At 75.8% G+C, this 15,073-nt stretch carries 12 protein-coding genes and 2 pseudogenes; 11 read left to right on the plus strand and 3 right to left on the minus strand.

The features are described from left to right. Positions 1 to 550 precede the first annotated feature (550 nt). Together IE332_RS42535 and IE332_RS37155 are read left to right on the plus strand one after the other, a co-directional pair. Positions 551 to 1,426 (plus strand): annotated as a pseudogene (locus IE332_RS42535) (tetratricopeptide repeat protein); the annotation flags it as partial. Positions 1,427 to 1,714: 288 nt separating this feature from the next. Next, positions 1,715 to 2,432: pseudogene (locus tag IE332_RS37155) on the plus strand (tetratricopeptide repeat protein); the annotation flags it as partial. Positions 2,433 to 2,802: 370 nt separating this feature from the next. On the opposite strand, the gene IE332_RS37160 reads toward IE332_RS37155, so the two are convergent. Beyond that, on the minus strand, positions 2,803 to 4,173 hold the full coding sequence (locus IE332_RS37160; RefSeq protein WP_189925475.1) for a DUF1015 family protein: 1,371 nt from the start codon (positions 4,171 to 4,173) through the stop codon (positions 2,803 to 2,805). A gap of 91 nt (positions 4,174 to 4,264) precedes the next feature. Between IE332_RS37160 and IE332_RS37165 the strand changes: the two genes are divergently transcribed. Together IE332_RS37165 and IE332_RS37170 are read left to right on the plus strand one after the other, a co-directional pair. Beyond that, on the plus strand, positions 4,265 to 4,867 hold the full coding sequence (locus IE332_RS37165) for a tetratricopeptide repeat protein (protein ID WP_229929216.1): 603 nt from the start codon (positions 4,265 to 4,267) through the stop codon (positions 4,865 to 4,867). A 12-nt stretch (positions 4,868 to 4,879) separates the two neighbouring features. Continuing rightward, on the plus strand, positions 4,880 to 5,917 hold the full coding sequence (locus tag IE332_RS37170) for an HAD-IIA family hydrolase (protein WP_189925483.1): 1,038 nt from the start codon (positions 4,880 to 4,882) through the stop codon (positions 5,915 to 5,917). Positions 5,918 to 5,971: 54 nt separating this feature from the next. On the opposite strand, the gene IE332_RS37175 is transcribed toward IE332_RS37170, so the two are convergent. Next, complete coding sequence (locus IE332_RS37175; RefSeq protein WP_189925485.1) at positions 5,972 to 6,319, minus strand: SCP2 sterol-binding domain-containing protein; 348 nt, start codon at positions 6,317 to 6,319, stop codon at positions 5,972 to 5,974. A gap of 180 nt (positions 6,320 to 6,499) precedes the next feature. Here IE332_RS37175 and IE332_RS37180 point away from each other — a divergent pair, with 180 nt between their 5' ends. The 4 genes from IE332_RS37180 to IE332_RS37195 all read left to right on the plus strand — a co-directional run bounded on the left by IE332_RS37180 (position 6,500) and on the right by IE332_RS37195 (position 9,439). Beyond that, positions 6,500 to 7,390, plus strand: a complete 891-nt coding sequence (locus IE332_RS37180) for a hypothetical protein (RefSeq protein WP_189925564.1) — start codon at positions 6,500 to 6,502, stop codon at positions 7,388 to 7,390. Further along, on the plus strand, positions 7,374 to 7,598 hold the full coding sequence (locus tag IE332_RS37185; protein ID WP_189925487.1) for a hypothetical protein: 225 nt from the start codon (positions 7,374 to 7,376) through the stop codon (positions 7,596 to 7,598). The genes IE332_RS37180 and IE332_RS37185 overlap by 17 nt, the downstream gene beginning before the upstream one ends. Before the next feature lie 36 nt (positions 7,599 to 7,634). Then, positions 7,635 to 8,441, plus strand: coding sequence for a TlyA family RNA methyltransferase (locus tag IE332_RS37190; protein WP_189925545.1), 807 nt, complete (start codon positions 7,635 to 7,637; stop codon positions 8,439 to 8,441). Positions 8,442 to 8,533: 92 nt separating this feature from the next. Next, entirely contained in the window at positions 8,534 to 9,439 is a 906-nt protein-coding gene (locus tag IE332_RS37195) for an NAD kinase (protein ID WP_189925490.1), read from the plus strand. Positions 9,440 to 9,492: 53 nt separating this feature from the next. Here IE332_RS37195 and yczR read toward each other — a convergent pair whose 3' ends face one another. Continuing rightward, a complete protein-coding gene (gene yczR, locus IE332_RS37200; RefSeq protein ID WP_189925492.1) occupies positions 9,493 to 11,019 on the minus strand; it encodes a MocR-like transcription factor YczR in 1,527 nt (508 codons plus the stop codon). Positions 11,020 to 11,313: 294 nt separating this feature from the next. On the opposite strand from yczR, the gene yczE reads away from it, so the two are divergent. The 3 genes from yczE (at position 11,314) to IE332_RS37215 (ending at position 15,073) form a co-directional block, all read left to right on the plus strand. Next, positions 11,314 to 11,859: a membrane protein YczE gene (gene yczE, locus IE332_RS37205; protein ID WP_229929221.1), complete on the plus strand. Its 546-nt coding sequence runs from the start codon at positions 11,314 to 11,316 to the stop codon at positions 11,857 to 11,859. Between the two features lie 88 nt (positions 11,860 to 11,947). After that, positions 11,948 to 13,681, plus strand: a complete 1,734-nt coding sequence (recN, locus tag IE332_RS37210) for a DNA repair protein RecN (RefSeq protein ID WP_189925549.1) — start codon at positions 11,948 to 11,950, stop codon at positions 13,679 to 13,681. A 213-nt stretch (positions 13,682 to 13,894) separates the two neighbouring features. Next, entirely contained in the window at positions 13,895 to 15,073 is a 1,179-nt protein-coding gene (locus tag IE332_RS37215) for a glycosyltransferase family 4 protein (protein ID WP_189925494.1), read from the plus strand.

Genomic DNA, 15,073 nt, shown 5'->3' on the forward strand with positions numbered 1-15,073 from the left:
AGGCCGCGGCCCCAGCGATTCGCTGGGGCCGCGGCCTTTTTGTGTTTTGCGAACGTGAAGAAGAAGGAGTCCGGCAGGACGGGACTTCCGCCCAGACGCGGAGGATCCCGGCATGTCGGACAATGGAGAAGGTGCGCGGGCCAGGGAGGCCGGCGCCGAAACCGCGTGGTGGCTGCGGAGTTGCACCAACAGCCCGCGCGGAGAAGCTGAAGCAGCAGAAGGAGTCACCACGATGTCGAACCAGCCCCAGGACCGTCCCGAGCGTCGATCGGACGACGGCCGCGGCTACGAGCCCCGGTCCCGCGGAGGCTGGTCGAACGACCGTGGCGACCGTCCGCGTCGCGACGACCGTCCGTCCGGCGGTGGCTTCAACCGCGACCGTGGCGACCGTCCGTCCGGCGGCGGCGGCTTCCGTCGCGACGACCGCCCCTCGGGTGGTTTCCGCCGTGACGACCGTGACGACCGTCCGCGTCGTGACGACCGCCCGTCCGGTGGTGGCTACGGCCGTGACCGCGATGACCGCGGTGGCGACCGTGGCGGCTTCCGCCGCGACGACCGTCCGTCCGGTGGCGGCTTCAACCGCGACCGTGGCGACCGCCCGTCCGGCGGTGGCTTCAACCGCGACCGTGACGACCGCGGTGGCGACCGTGGCGGCTTCCGCCGCGACGACCGTCCGTCCGGTGGTGGCTTCAACCGCGACCGTGGCGACCGTCCGTCCGGCGGCGGCTACGGCCGTGACCGCGACGACCGCCAGGGCGGCGGTGGCTTCCGCCGTGACGACCGTCCGGGTGGTGGCGGCGGCTTCCGTCGTGACGACCGTCCGAGCGGTTTCCGTCGTGACGACCGTGACGACCGTCCGCGTCGTGACGACCGCCCGTCCGGTGGTGGCTTCAACCGTGACCGCGATGACCGCGGTGGCGACCGTGGCGGCTTCCGCCGCGACGACCGTCCGTCCGGTGGTGGCTTCAACCGCGACCGCGGCGACCGTCCCTCCGGCGGCGGCTTCCGGCGCGATGACCGCCCCTCGGGTGGTTTCCGTCGTGATGACCGTGACGACCGTCCGCGTCGTGACGACCGTCCCTCCGGTGGTGGCTTCAACCGCGACCGTGACGACCGTGGCGGCTTCCGCCGCGACGACCGCCCGTCCGGCGGTGGCTTCAACCGCGACCGCGGCGACCGCCCCTCCGGTGGTTTCAACCGTGACCGTGACGACCGTCCGCGTCGTGACGACCGCGATGACCGCGGTGGTTTCCGTCGTGACGACCGTCCGTCCGGCGGTGGCTTCAACCGCGACCGCGATGACCGCGGTGGTTTCCGTCGTGACGACCGTCCGTCCGGCGGCGGTTTCAACCGCGACCGCGGCGACCGTCCGAGCGGTTTCCGTCGTGATGACCGTGACGACCGTCCGCGTCGTGACGACCGTCCCTCCGGTGGCGGCTTCAACCGCGACCGTGACGACCGCGGTGGCGACCGTGGCGGCTTCCGCCGCGACGACCGCCCGTCCGGTGGCGGCTTCAACCGTGACCGCGGCGACCGTGGCGGCGACCGCGGTGGTTTCCGCCGTGACGACCGCGGTGGCGACCGTGGCGGCTTCCGCCGTGACGACCGCCAGGGTGGTGGCTTCCGTCGCGACGACCGCCGCGACGACCGCCGTGACGACCGGGGCGGCCGGGACTACGACGACCGCCGTGGCAACTACGAGCCCGTCAAGCGCCTGCCGATCCCCGAGGACGTCACCGGCTTCGAGCTGGACGCGGACGTGCGCCAGGAGCTCAAGAGCCTGCCCAAGACCCTCGCGGACGACGTCGCCCGCAACCTGGTGATGGTGGCCCGGCTGCTGGACGGCGAGGCGGAGGAGGCGTACCAGTACTCGCGGGTCGCGCTCCGTCTGGCCTCCCGCGTCGCGGCCGTGCGCGAGGCGGCCGGTTTCGCCTCGTACATGACCCAGCGTTACTCCGAGGCGCTGACCGAGTTCCGCGCCGCCCGTCGGATGACCGGCCGGGTGGACCTGTGGCCCGTGATGGCCGACTGCGAGCGCGGTCTGGGCCGTCCGGAGCGGGCGCTGGCGATGGCCGGCGAGCCCGAGGTGAAGCAGCTGGACAAGGCCGGCCAGGTCGAGATGCGCCTGGTGGCCGCGGGTGCCCGCGGTGACATGGAGCAGTTCGACGCCGCCGTGGTGACCCTGCAGAGCCCGGAGCTGGCCTCCAGCGCCGTGCACCCGTGGACCGCGCGTCTGCGGTACGCCTACGCCGAGGCGCTGATCGCGGCCGGCCGTGGCGACGAGGCCCGTGACTGGTTCGCCAAGGCGGCCGAGGCCGACACCGACGGCACCACCAACGCCTCCGAGCGCCTCGCCGAGATCGACGGCGTGGAGTTCACCGACGCGCTCGACCCGGAGCTGGCCGAGGACGCGGACGAGCAGGCCGAGGCCCCGGCGAAGAAGCGCGGCGGCGACGTCTCCGACGACCGCGTGATCTTCGAGGACGAGGAGGACGTCGAGGAGTACTACGACGAGGACGACCTCGAGATCGACGAGGACTTCGACGGCGTGGTGCCCGAGCGTGCCAAGGCCGAGAAGGCCGAGAAGGTTGAGAAGGCCGAGAAGGTGGAGAAGGCCGCCAAGGCCGAGGACGCCGCCGCCGACTCCGACTCCGACGCCAAGGTCGAGGACAAGGACGAGGCCAAGGGCTGATCAGCCCCCCTCCGCAACGCCGTGAGGCCCTGCCGTTCCCCGGGATCCACCGGGAACGGCAGGGCCTCACGGCGTCCGGGGCCACGGCGCGGCGCCGGCCCGGCGCGGGGTCAGCCCAGGGAGAGGTTGCGCAGCACCAGTCCGGTGGCCGGCTTCGGCCCGAAGGAGGTGGACTTGCGCGGCATGGTGACGCCCTGTTCGGCCAGCCGGCGCACCACGCTCTCCCGGACCGGGTGCAGCAGGACGGCGGTGCCGCCGGTACGGGCGGCCTCCCGCTCGGCGGCCACGGCGGTGTGCAGGTAGCCGATGTCGTCCGGGCCGTCGGGGACGTGCCAGGTGCGGTCGAGCAGGGTGGCGTGCAGGACGGTGGCGTCCAGGTGGCGCCACTCCTCGGGCCGGTCCTGCGGCACCGTGGCGTCCAGCAGGGCCTCCTCGGGCTCGCCGAGCAGCCAGTAGACGCCGTCGCCTCCGGTCAGCACGAAGCCGTTGCCGCCGTGCCGCTTCTGCTCGGCGAGGGCCTGGAGCGCGGCCGGCAGCGGGCCGGGGACCTCCTTGACCTTCCACTGGTCGCCGATCTTCTCCAGCGCCTCGGCCACCGGCAGCCGGTAGAGGACGCGGTGGATGGCGCGCACCCGCAACGGGTAGCGGGCGGTGTCGACCAGGAGCACCAGGCCGCGGTCCCAGGGGCTGCGCGGCAGGTGGCGGTGCTCGCGCTGGAGGCGCAGGTACATCTCCCAGCGGTGGTGGCCGTCGGCGATCAGGGCCCGGCAGGTGGCCAGGTCGCGGCTGATCTCGGCGATCTCGGCCGGGTCGGTGACGGCCCACAGGCGGTGGTGGGTGCCGTCGCTGGTGGCGGTGGAGAGCAGCGGCTCGCCCTCGACCGTCCGCTCGATCACGCCGGAGGCGCCGCCGTCGCCGCGGTAGGTGAGCAGCAGCGGTTCCAGGTTGGCCCGGGTGGTGCGCATCAGGCCGACCCGGTCGGCGACCGGCCGGGGCATCACGTCCTCGTGGGGGAGGACGACGCCGGTCTCGCGGCCGCTGACCGCGAGGGCGCCGATCAGGCCGCGCTGGAGCAGCTCGGGGGAGTCCGCGGTGGCGGGCACCCGCTGCTCGTAGACGTAGAGCGCGGGGTCCGGGTCGGCGGCGAGGATCCCCTCGCGCTGCCAGGCGGCCAGCAGCCGCGCGGCGTGCCGGTAGCGGGTGTCGCGGTCGGGGCGGTCGCCGGCGTCCTCGGGCTCGGGCCTGGGCAGGATCAGCCGGACCACGTTGTGCGGGTCGGCCGTCTCCAGGTCGAGCCGGCGGCCCGGGTCGACGACGTCGTACGGCGGGGACATCACCGCGGCCAGGGCGCCGACCCGGTCGGGGACGTAGCGCAGGCCGCGGAAGGGGGACAGGGACAGGCCGGCGGTGGCGACGTGCCCGGGATCGCCGGGGCCGCCCTCGGGAGTCTCGACTCCGTCTTCTGCACTGGGTGTGCTCATTCTGGGCATCGTAATCGGGTACGCGTTGTTGAGAGATCGGAATCCCGCGCCGACCTGTGCCGCGGGTGTGCGACCGAGGGCGAGGTACGGCATGGACGACGGGCAGGAACGGGTGGACGGCGTTGGCCCGGCCGGGTCGGGCGGGCCGGCCGGTGCCGCCGGCGGGGGCGCTCCGGCGGGCGGCGGCGGGCCGGTCGGCGGGATCCCGTCGCAGAGCCGTTCCGGGGAGCCCACCGGCGACGTGTACGACTGGTTCCGCCGGGGCGCGCAGCTGCTGGCGCAGGGCCATCCGGCGGCCGCCGAGCAGCTGCTGGCCCGGGCGGCGGCGGCCGAGCCGCACTCGCGCAGCATCCGGGAGGCGCTGGCCAGGGCCCAGTTCGACGCGGGTTCGTACGCGGCGGCACTGGAGAACTTCCGGGCCGTGGCCCTGGCCGACCCGGCGGACGACTACGCTCAGTTCGGGTGGGGGGTCGCGGCGGCCCGGCTGGGCGACTTCGAGACCTCCGCCGAGCACCTGGCGCTCGCCGTGGCGATGCGGCCGGAGGCCGACCACTACCGGGCGGCCCTGCGGCAGACCCGGGCGACGCTGGCGGCCCGCGCCGGGGCGTACGGCCCGCTGCAGCCCGGGGCTCCCGGGTACCTGGCACCGCCACCCGGGGCCGAGGGTCCAGTGAACGACGACGCGAGTGAATGAGGTAGCGCAGCGATGACCGAGACGGCCACCCCCGTGCGACGGACCGCCCCCGGCGGCAGCGAGCGGCCGCTGACCGAGGCGTACGACACCGCCCTGCTGGACCTGGACGGCGTGGTCTACGCGGGCGCGCACGCGATCGAGCACGCGGTGGCCTCGCTGGACACCGCCCGCACGGTCGGGATGCGGCTGGCGTACGTGACCAACAACGCCTCCCGCCCGCCGCGCGTGGTGGCCGAGCACCTGACCGAGCTGGGTGTCCCGGCCGAGCCGACCGACGTGATCAACTCGGCCCAGGCGGCCGCCCGGGTGCTCGCCGAGAAGCTGCCGGCCGGGGCGAAGGTGCTGGTCGTGGGCGGCCTGGGGCTGGAGGAGGCGCTGGCCGAGCGGGGGCTGGTCGCGGTCCGCTCGCTGGCCGACGGGCCGGTGGCGGTGGTCCAGGGCTTCGACCCGTCGGTGGGCTGGACGGACCTGGCGGAGGCCTCGTACGCGGTGCAGAGCGGGCTGCCGTGGGTGGCGTCCAACCTGGACCTGACCGTGCCGCGGGCGCGCGGCATCGCGCCGGGCAACGGCACGCTGGTGGCGGCGGTGCGGGCGGCGACCGGGGTGGAGCCGGAGGTGGCGGGCAAGCCGCTGCCGCCGATGCACCGGGAGACGGTCCTGCGCACCGGTGCCGAGCGGCCGCTGGTGGTCGGGGACCGGCTGGACACCGACATCGAGGGCGCGTTCAACGGCGGGGTGGACAGCCTGCTGGTCTTCACCGGCGTGACCACCCCCGAGCTGCTGCTGGCGGCGCCGGTCGAGCACCGGCCGACCTACCTGGCGGCCGACCTGCGCGGTCTGCTGGTCCCGCACCCGGCGGTGACGGCCGGGGCCGACGGCTTCGCGTGCGGCGGCTGGGTCGCGGGCGTCGAGGGCGGCGTGCTGCGGCTGACCGGGGCCGGGGACCGCTGGGACGGCCTGCGGGCGCTGTGCGCGGCGGCGTGGACGGCGCTGGACGCGGACGGCGCGCCGGTGGACGGACGGAAGGCGCTGGCCGAGCTGGGCTTCTGAGCAGGGGCGGGCCGGCGGGGTCCCCGGGGTGCCGGGGACCCGTGGGCCCGGGCGTCAGAGCAGGGTGCGCAGCCGCAGCAGGTCGCGGAAGCCCGCTTCCAGCCGGACCCGGCCGCTCGCCCAGGCGGAGGCGAAGTTGAGCCGGCCGCCGACCAGGGCGACCAGGTCGTCGCTGCTCATGGTGAGCCGGATGTCGGCCTTCCCGGCGGGCGGGCCGGGCGCGGCGACCACGTCCTGGATCCGGCCGTCGCGCAGCTGACCGGCGAAGGTCAGGTCGAGGTCGGTGATCCGGCAGCTGAGCGAGCGGTCGAGGGACGCGGCCGTGCGGACGTCGCCGGTGGACTTCGCCATGTTCCGGCTGAGCTGCTCCAGTGCCTCCCGGCACTCCTCGGCGTTCGCCATGGGCGGCGGCCCCCTCCCCCGGTCGCTACGGTGCGGACTGCGGGCCACGGTACCTCAGCGGGGTTTTGGCGGTAGCGTCGTCCGTGGGGTGCCCGGAAACGGCCCGGGTACTGAGGGCGACGGAGCGACGCGCGTAGGCGATTGGGAGGCACCCGGATGCTGCCGAGGACGGTTCGGGGAGTGGTGGAGACCGCCGCCGTGGTGGTCGAGGAGGTGGGCAAGCGGGTCGTCGTGACGGCCGCCTCGATCCTGGAGAAGGCCGGGGTCGACGTCGCCGAGGTGGAGCGTCGGCTGGGCGGGCAGTTCCCGCCGTCCGCGAAGACGCTGCAGACGCTGGCGGAGGAGGCGGTCACCGCCGGGCGGGCCGGGGTGGACCTGGCGGTCGGGGTGGCGCGCAACGAGGCCGAGAAGGTCTTCGAGAAGGTCGGCGACCAGGTCACCAAGGTCGGCGTGGTGCTGGCGTACCTGGAGACCAAGCTGCGCGAGGTCGAGGAGGAGGCTCCGGCCGCGGGGCCCGGTGAGGGTCCGTACGACGAGGAGCCGGTGCCGGCGCCGCGGGCGGACGACCTGTTCGGGCGCGGCTGGGAGGACGAGGAGCAGCGGTCGGCGTTCCGGCCGGCGGGGGAGCCGATAGTCGCCGAGCGGGTGGAGGTGGACGAGCCGGTCGAGTTCGACCCGCCGGTCCCCCCGGTCGGTCCGCGCACCCCGGAGGCGCCGGCGGAGCGGGAGCCGAAGGCCGAGCCGCGGAAGGCTCCGGTGCGGAAGACGGCGGCGGAGCGGGCCGAGCCGGCGCAGGCCGAGCCGGCGCAGACCGCGGCGAAGAAGGCCGCGGCGAAGAAGACGGCCGCGAAGAAGGCGGCCGCGAAGAAGGCGGTGGCGAAGAAGGCCACGGGCTCGAAGGCCGCCGCCAAGAAGACGACGACCGTCAAGAAGAGCGCCACCGCCAAGCGGGCCACCGCCGCCGAGCAGGCCGCCGACCAGCCCAAGACCCCCGCGAAGCGGACCGCGACCAAGAAGACCACCGTCCGCAAGGCGACCAGTACGAGGAAGCCCGATGCCCGGGACGAGTGAACCGAGCACGACGGCCGACCCGGCCGCCCCCGGGCGGCGGGTCGAGCCGCTCGGCGTGGAACTGCTGCCCACCGGCCACCCGGTGGTGGACGCCGGGCTGGCCCGGCTGGAGGCCTTGGACGGGGTCCCCGCCGAGGCGCACGTCGCGGTGTACGAAGATGTTCACCAGCGGTTCGCCGACGCGCTGGCCGCGCTCGACCAGGAATGATCCGCAGGACCCGTAGGAGCTGAAACACCAGTGGCAGTGGCACGACGCCGACTCGACGCGGAGCTCGTCCGCCGCAAGCTGGCCCGGTCGCGCGAGCACGCGTCCGAGCTGATCGCGGCCGGCCGGGTGACCGTCGGCGGCACCACCGCGACCAAGCCGGCCACCCAGGTGGAGACCTCGGCGGCGGTCGTGGTGGCCAAGGACGACAACGACCCCGACTACGTCTCGCGCGGAGGGCACAAGCTCGCCGGCGCGTTCGCCGCCTTCGTGCCGCAGGGCCTGGTCGTCGAGGGCCGCCGGGCGCTGGACGCGGGCGCGTCCACCGGCGGGTTCACCGACGTGCTGCTGCGGGCCGGCGCGGCCGGTGTGCTGGCGGTGGACGTCGGCTACGGGCAGCTCGCCTGGTCGCTGCAGAGCGACGAGCGGGTCACCGTGATGGACCGCACCAACGTCCGCGAGCTGACCCCGGAGCTCATCGGCGGCACCCTGGTGGACCTGGTGGTGGGCGACCTGTCGTTCATCTCGCTGGGCCTGGTGCTGCCCGCCCTGGCCTCCTGCGCGGCCGAGGACGCGGACCTGGTGCTGATGGTCAAGCCGCAGTTCGAGATCGGCAAGGAGCGCCTGGGCAGCGGCGGGGTGGTGCGCAGCCCGGAGCTGCGCGCCGAGATGGTGCGCCAGGTGGCCGGGCAGGCCTGGGAGCTCGGGCTGGGCGTGCGCGCCGTCACCGCGAGCCCCCTGCCGGGACCGTCCGGCAACGTGGAGTACTTCCTCTGGCTGCGCCGGGACGCCCCGCGGCTGGACCCCGCGGAGGCGGACCGGGCCGTGGCGGAGGGGCCCCGGTAGGGTGCTGGGCGGACGTCCGGCCCGTCATGCTGTGTGACGGGCCGCACCGGGGCCGAAGGCGACCCGGCAGGCGTTAGGGAGAGGGCAGCGGCATGAGCGACGAAGCACGTACGGTCTTCCTGATCGCGCACACCGGCCGGGAGGCGGCGCTGCGCAGCGTCGAGGGCCTGGTGCACGGGCTGCTGAAGGCCGGGCTCCGGATCAGACTGCTGGAGGCCGAGGCGGTCGACCTGGACCTGCCGGACGGCGTGGAGAAGGTGGCCGAGGGCCCGGGGGCGGCGGACGGCTGCGAGCTGATCCTGGTGGCCGGCGGGGACGGGACGCTGCTGCGCGGTGCCGAGCTGGCACGCTCGCACGGCCTGCCGATGCTCGGGATCAACCTCGGCCGGGTGGGCTTCCTCGCGGAGGCCGAGCGGGACGACCTGGCCGTGGTGGTCGAGCGGGTGGTCGACGCGGACTACGAGGTCGAGGAGCGGATGACGATCGACGTCATCGTCCGCACCAACGGCGACGTGGTGCACGAGGACTGGGCACTGAACGAGGCCTCGATCGAGAAGGCGGCCCGGGAGCGGATGCTGGAGGTGGTGACGGAGGTGGACGGCCGTCCGGTCTCCAACTTCGGCTGTGACGGCGTGGTGTGCGCGACGCCGACCGGTTCCACCGCGTACGCGTTCTCCGGCGGCGGGCCGGTGGTGTGGCCGGAGGTGGAGGCGCTGCTGATGGTGCCGATCTCGGCGCACGCGCTGTTCGCCCGCCCGCTGGTGACCTCGCCCGAGTCGGTGCTGGCCGTCGAGGTGCAGCCGAAGACCCCGCACGGCGTGCTCTGGTGCGACGGGCGGCGCTCGGTCGAACTGCCCGCCGGGGCGCGGGTGGAGGTCCGCCGGGGCCGGACGCCGGTGCGGCTGGCCAGACTGCACCGGGCGCCGTTCACCGACCGGCTGGTCGCCAAGTTCGCGCTGCCGGTGACGGGTTGGCGCGGCCGGGCGGACCACCACTAGGAGGGCCCGGACGGAGCCGGCGGGACCGGCCGGCGGGCGTCGGACCGCGGGCGTCAGACCGCCAGCGGCTGGTCCTCGTCGGCCGGGCCGAGCCGGCCGCCGGCCGTCGCGCGTTCGGTCAGCGCGGCGAGCCGCTCGACGGCGTCCTGGACGGTCGCGGCGGGCACGGTGAGCGGGATCCGGACGTGGTGCTCGAAGGCGCCGTCCGAACCGAAGCGGTTGCCCGAGGCGATCCGCACCCCGGCGCGCTCCCCGGCCCGCGCCAGCGCCGCGCCGGACACCCCGTCGGTGGAGACCCACAGGGCGAGCCCGCCGGTCGGCATCGGAAAGCTCCAGCCGGGCAGGTGCTCGGGCAGCGCGGCGGCGAAGGCGTGCGCGGTGGCCCGCAGCCGGTCCAGCTGGTGGGCCCGGACGGCGGGCAGCGGCTCGCCGAGCAGTTCGGCGGCGATCAGCTGGTCCAGCACCGGGGTGCCGACGTCGCTGTAGACCCGCTCGCCGGCCAGCCGGCGCACCAGCGCGGGTGCGGCCCGCACCCAGCCGATCCGCAGGCCGCCCCAGAGCAGCTTGCCGGCCGATCCGACGGTGACCACCTGGGCGGCCCGGTCCAGCGCCGCGACCGGGCGCGGCAGCGGCACGGACTCCGGTACGCCCCAGCCGAGTTCGGCGGTGGTCTCGTCCACCAGCACGATGCTGCCGGCGGCCCGGGCGGCGGCCAGCAGCTCGCGGCGCTGCTCCTCGTCGATCAGGGCGCCGGTCGGGTTGTGGAAGTCCGGGATCACGTAGGCGAGCCTGGGCGCGGCGCCGCGCAGCACCCGCCGCCACTCGTCCTGGTCCCACCGCGGCCGCGGGGGCGCGGGCGTGCCCGTCGGCCCGGGGCGGTACGCGTACGGCACCGGGACCAGGCGCGCGCCGGAGAGCCGCAGCGCCTGCAGGGTATGGGCGTAGCTGGGCGCCTCGACGGCGACCCGGTCGCCGCGGCCGACCAGTACCCGCTGGACCAGGTGCAGGCCGCCCATAGCGCCGGTGGTGATCAGGATCTGGTCGGGCGTGGTGGGCAGTCCGCGCTCGGTGTAGCGGCGGGCGACGGCCTCGCGCAGCACCGGGACGCCGGTGGGGTAGTGGCCGTGTCCGGCGGCGTAGTACGGCAGCTGCTCGACGGCCCGGGCGGCGGCGGCGCCGAGCCAGGGCTGCGGGGCGGGCAGCGCGGCGACGCCGAGGTCCAGGGTGTGGCCCTGCTCGTCCGGCGGGACGGGGTGCAGGGCGTCGCCGGGCGGCGGGGCGCCCTCGGGCAGGGCGGTCCAGCTGCCCGCGCCGCGCCGGCTGCGCAGGTAGCCGTCGCCGCGCAGCGTCTCGTACGCGGTGGCGACGGTGGTGCGGCTCAGTTCCAGGGCGGTGGCCAGCTCGCGTTCGGCGGGCAGCCGGGCGCCGACCGGCAGCCGGCCCTCGGTGACCAGCAGCCGGATCTGCCCGGCGAGGGTGCGGTAGGCGGGGCGGCGGGTGGCGGCCGACTCGGGGAGCCGGGCGGTGGTGAGCAGCCGGGCCAGCGCGGGCGGGGTGACGGTGGTGTGCCAGTCGGCCATGGCGATCAGTCCACTTGCTCGTGATTGGCCCTGGAGGGGTCTGCTTTGGCCTGGCCATCATGACAGGGCGGCCTCATCGTCCGCCACCGCCGGGCCACCCGGAGGTGCAGCACCACCACGGGAACACCGGGAGCACCCTTGGCCACCTCGACCCCGACCACAGCGACCACGACCGCCGCCGCGGCACCCGCCGCCCGTCCGGCCGGCCTCGCGGCGCGGTTCCTCGGCGACACCCACGGCCTGGCCCGCCGCCTCCCGCAGCTGTTCACCGGCCTCGCCCTGTACGGCGTGAGCATGGCCCTGATGCTCCGGGCCGGCCTCGGCCTCGACCCCTGGGACGTGCTGCACCAGGGCCTGCAGCGCAGCCTCGGCCTCTCGGTCGGCGCCTGGGTGACGATCTGCGGCGCCCTGGTGCTGCTGCTCTGGATACCGCTGCGCCAGCGCCCGGGCCTGGGCACCGTCTCCAACGTCCTGGTGATCGGCGCGGCGATGGACCTCACGCTGCGGTTCGTGGACGGCTTCGAGGCCCTGCCCGCCCGGATCGCCGTGACGGCCGCCGCGATCGTGCTCAACGGCCTGGCCAGCGGCCTCTACATCGGCGCCCGGTTCGGCCCCGGCCCGCGCGACGGCCTGATGACCGGCCTGCACCGGCGCACCGGCCGCTCGCTGCGGCTGATCCGCACCGGCATCGAACTGGCCGTGCTGGCCGCCGGCCTGCTGCTGGGCGGCACCGCCGGGGTCGGCACCGTGGCGTACGCACTGGCGATCGGCCCGCTGGTGCAATTCTTCCTGCCCTGGTGCACCGCGCCCGCACCGGTACGAAACCCCCGGAAGGGATGAACTTCGGGGCACGGAGTTGCCGCGCGCCGTTGCCGCTCGTCGCGCGCCGGGGGCGGACCCCCGTAAGGTCGTCTCCGTGTTGGACGAGATGCGGATACGGGATCTTGGGGTCATCGACGACGCGGTGGTCGAACTCGCCCCCGGCTTCACCGCCGTGACCGGTGAGACCGGTGCGGGCAAGACCATGGTCGTCACCAGCCTCGGCCTGCTGCTCGGCGGGCGCGCCGACCCGGGCCTGGTGCGCAACGGCACCGGACGCGCCGTGGTCGAGGGCCGGCTGGAACTGCCCGCCGACTCGCCCGTGGCGGCCCGGGCGGTCGAGGCCGGGGCCGAACTGGACGACGGCGCCCTGCTGATCAGCCGGACCGTCTCCGCCGAGGGCCGCTCCCGGGCGTACGTGGGCGGGCGGGCCGTCCCGGTCGGGCTGCTCGCCGAACTCGGCGAGGACCTGATCGCGGTGCACGGCCAGACCGACCAGCAGCGCCTGCTGCGCCCGGCCCGCCAGCGCGGCGCCCTGGACCGCTACGCGGGCGCGGCGGTGGCCGAGCCGCTGGCCCGCTACCGGGAGACCTACCGGCAGCTGCGCGAGGTCTCCGCGACCTTGGAGGAACTGACCACCCGGGCCCGCGAACGCGCCCAGGAGGCCGACCTGCTGCGCTTCGGCCTGGACGAGATCGCCGCCGCCGAGCCGGTGGCCGGCGAGGACACCGAGCTCTCCGCCGAGGCCGAGCGGCTCGGCCACGCCGACGCGCTCTCCTCCGCCGCGACCCTCGCCCACGCCGCCCTGGCCGGCGACCCGGCCGACCCGGAGGCCCTGGACGCCGGCACCCTGCTCGCACAGTCCCGCCGCGCCCTGGACGCCGTGCGCCACCACGACGAGCGCCTGGCCACGCTCGCCGACCGGCTCAACGAGGTCGGCTACCTGCTCGCCGACGTGGCCGGCGACCTGGCCGGGTACGCGGACGACCTGGACGCCGACCCGGTGCGCCTGGCCGCCGTCGAGGACCGCCGGGCCGTGCTGGCCCAACTGCTGCGCAAGTACGGCGGCGAGGAGAACACCCTCGCCGAGGTGATCGCCTGGTCCGAGGCCGGCGCCGCCCGGCTCGCCGAACTCGACGGCGACGACGACCGGATCGACGAGCTCGGCGCCCGGGAGACCGAGCTGCGGGCCGAGCTGGCCGAACTCGCGGCCGAGGTGTCGCAGGCCCGGCAGGCCGCGGCCGGGCGCTTCGCCGGGGCCGTCTCCGCCGAACTCGCCGAACTGGCCATGCCGCACGCCCGGGTGACCTTCGCGATCAGCCAGGTCGACGACCTGGCCGGGATCGAGGTCGGCGGCCGCACCGTCGCGTACGGCCCGCACGGCGTGGACGAGGTCGAGGTGCTGCTCGCCCCGCACCCGGGCGCCCAGCCCCGCCCGATCGCCAAGGGCGCCTCCGGCGGTGAGCTGTCCCGCGTGATGCTCGCCGTCGAGGTCGTCTTCGCGGGCGCCGACCCCGTCCCGACCTACCTGTTCGACGAGGTGGACGCGGGCGTCGGCGGCAAGGCCGCGGTCGAGATCGGCCGCCGGCTGGCCAAACTGGCCGAATCCGCCCAGGTCGTGGTGGTCACCCACCTCCCGCAGGTCGCCGCGTTCGCGGACCGGCACCTGGTGGTGGAGAAGACCAACGACGGCACCGTGACCCGCAGTGGTGTCAAGGTGCTGAACGACGAGGAGCGGGTGCGCGAACTCTCCCGGATGCTGGCCGGACTGGAGGACTCGGAGCTGGGCCGCGCCCACGCCGAGGAACTGCTGGCCGCCGCCCGGACCCCGCGCCACCCCTAGGCGCGCCTGAAGACGGGCCCGAGGGCGTCCGCGGGACGCACCCGGGCCGGCGCCGGCGGCCCCGCGGACCGTCGGCGACGCGCCCCGGGTGGCGTCGACTGTCCAAGAGGGCCGCCGACCTGGCATGGTGGCCGCTGGACACTGGCTTCCCAGCCCCGAGCGCCGCCGGGCGGGCAATCCTCGCGAAGCGGCGCGCGAACCTGATCGAGTCGGATGCGAGACGACGTGGACCATTCCGCCGCCCGGGCCACCGCGGCCGCCCCGGAACCGGGGCAGCTGCACGTGGTACTCGTCCTGGCCGCCAGCACCGGCGGCATCGGTGCGCACGTGCGCTCCCTGGCCCAGGGCCTGGTCGCGCACGGAGTGACCGTCACGGTCTGCGCACCGGCCGGCACGGACGCGCTGTTCGGCTTCTCCCGTACGGGCGCCCGGTTCCACACCGTCGACATCACCCCCACCGCGGGCGCCCGCAGCGACGCCACCGCGATCGGCGAACTGCGCCGGGCCTTCACCGGCGCCGACGTGGTGCACGCCCACGGGCTGCGCGCCGGGCTGCTCTCCGACCTCGCGCTGCGCACCGCGGGCCGCTTCCCCGGCCTGCGCCCGGAGACCCCGCTGGTGGTCACCTCGCACCACGCACTGCTGGCCACCGGCATGGAGCGCCGGCTGCAGCGGCTGATGGAGCGCCGGGTCGCCCGCGCCGCCGACCTGGTCCTCGGCGCCTCCTCCGACCTGGTCGCCCGGGCCCGGGAACTGGGCGCCACCGACGCCCGGCTGGGCCCGGTGGCCGCCCCGCCGATGCCCGAGGGCCGGCTCGACCGGGCCGAGGCGCGGGCCGCCCTGCTCGGCGACGGACCGGACCGCCCGCTGGTGCTGGCGGTCGGCCGGCTCGTCCCGCAGAAGGCCTTCGGGCTGCTGCTGGACGCCGCCCGGGAGTTCGCCGAGCCGGCCCCGGAGCCGCTGGTGCTGCTCGCCGGGGACGGCCCGGAGGCGGGGCCGCTGCGCGAGCGGGTGGCCGCCGAGAAGCTGCCGGTGCGGCTGCTCGGCTACCGCACCGACGTGCCCGACCTGCTGGCCGCCGCCGACGTGGTGGTCGTCTCCAGCCGCTGGGAGGCCCGCTCGCTGGTGGTGCAGGAGGCGATGCGGGCCGGCGTGCCGGTGGTGTCCACCGCCGTCGGCGGCGTCCCCGAACTCGTCGGCGACGCCGCCGTCCTGGTGCCCCCCGGCGACCCGGTCGCGCTCGGCGCCGCGGTGCGCGCCCTGCTGGCCGACCCGGACCGCCGCGAGCGGCTGGTGGCGGCCGGCCGGCAGCAGGCCGAGACCTGGCCGGACGAGGCCGCCACCGTCGCCCAGGTGCTCAGCACCTACGACGAGCTGGTCCAGCGCGGTTAG

The organism is Kitasatospora xanthocidica (assembly GCF_014656195.1).
Taxonomy (GTDB): domain Bacteria; phylum Actinomycetota; class Actinomycetes; order Streptomycetales; family Streptomycetaceae; genus Kitasatospora; species Kitasatospora xanthocidica.

Coding starts and splice junctions, on each gene's coding strand:
- IE332_RS37160 (WP_189925475.1), bottom strand. CDS start 4,173: ATGAGCACACCCAGTGCAGAAGACGGAGTCGAGACTCCCGAGGGCGGC.
- IE332_RS37165 (WP_229929216.1), top strand. CDS start 4,265: ATGGACGACGGGCAGGAACGGGTGGACGGCGTTGGCCCGGCCGGGTCG.
- IE332_RS37170 (WP_189925483.1), top strand. CDS start 4,880: ATGACCGAGACGGCCACCCCCGTGCGACGGACCGCCCCCGGCGGCAGC.
- IE332_RS37175 (WP_189925485.1), bottom strand. CDS start 6,319: ATGGCGAACGCCGAGGAGTGCCGGGAGGCACTGGAGCAGCTCAGCCGG.
- IE332_RS37185 (WP_189925487.1), top strand. CDS start 7,374: ATGCCCGGGACGAGTGAACCGAGCACGACGGCCGACCCGGCCGCCCCC.
- IE332_RS37195 (WP_189925490.1), top strand. CDS start 8,534: ATGAGCGACGAAGCACGTACGGTCTTCCTGATCGCGCACACCGGCCGG.
- yczR (WP_189925492.1), bottom strand. CDS start 11,019: ATGGCCGACTGGCACACCACCGTCACCCCGCCCGCGCTGGCCCGGCTG.
- yczE (WP_229929221.1), top strand. CDS start 11,314: ATGGCCCTGATGCTCCGGGCCGGCCTCGGCCTCGACCCCTGGGACGTG.
- recN (WP_189925549.1), top strand. CDS start 11,948: ATGCGGATACGGGATCTTGGGGTCATCGACGACGCGGTGGTCGAACTC.
- IE332_RS37215 (WP_189925494.1), top strand. CDS start 13,895: ATGCGAGACGACGTGGACCATTCCGCCGCCCGGGCCACCGCGGCCGCC.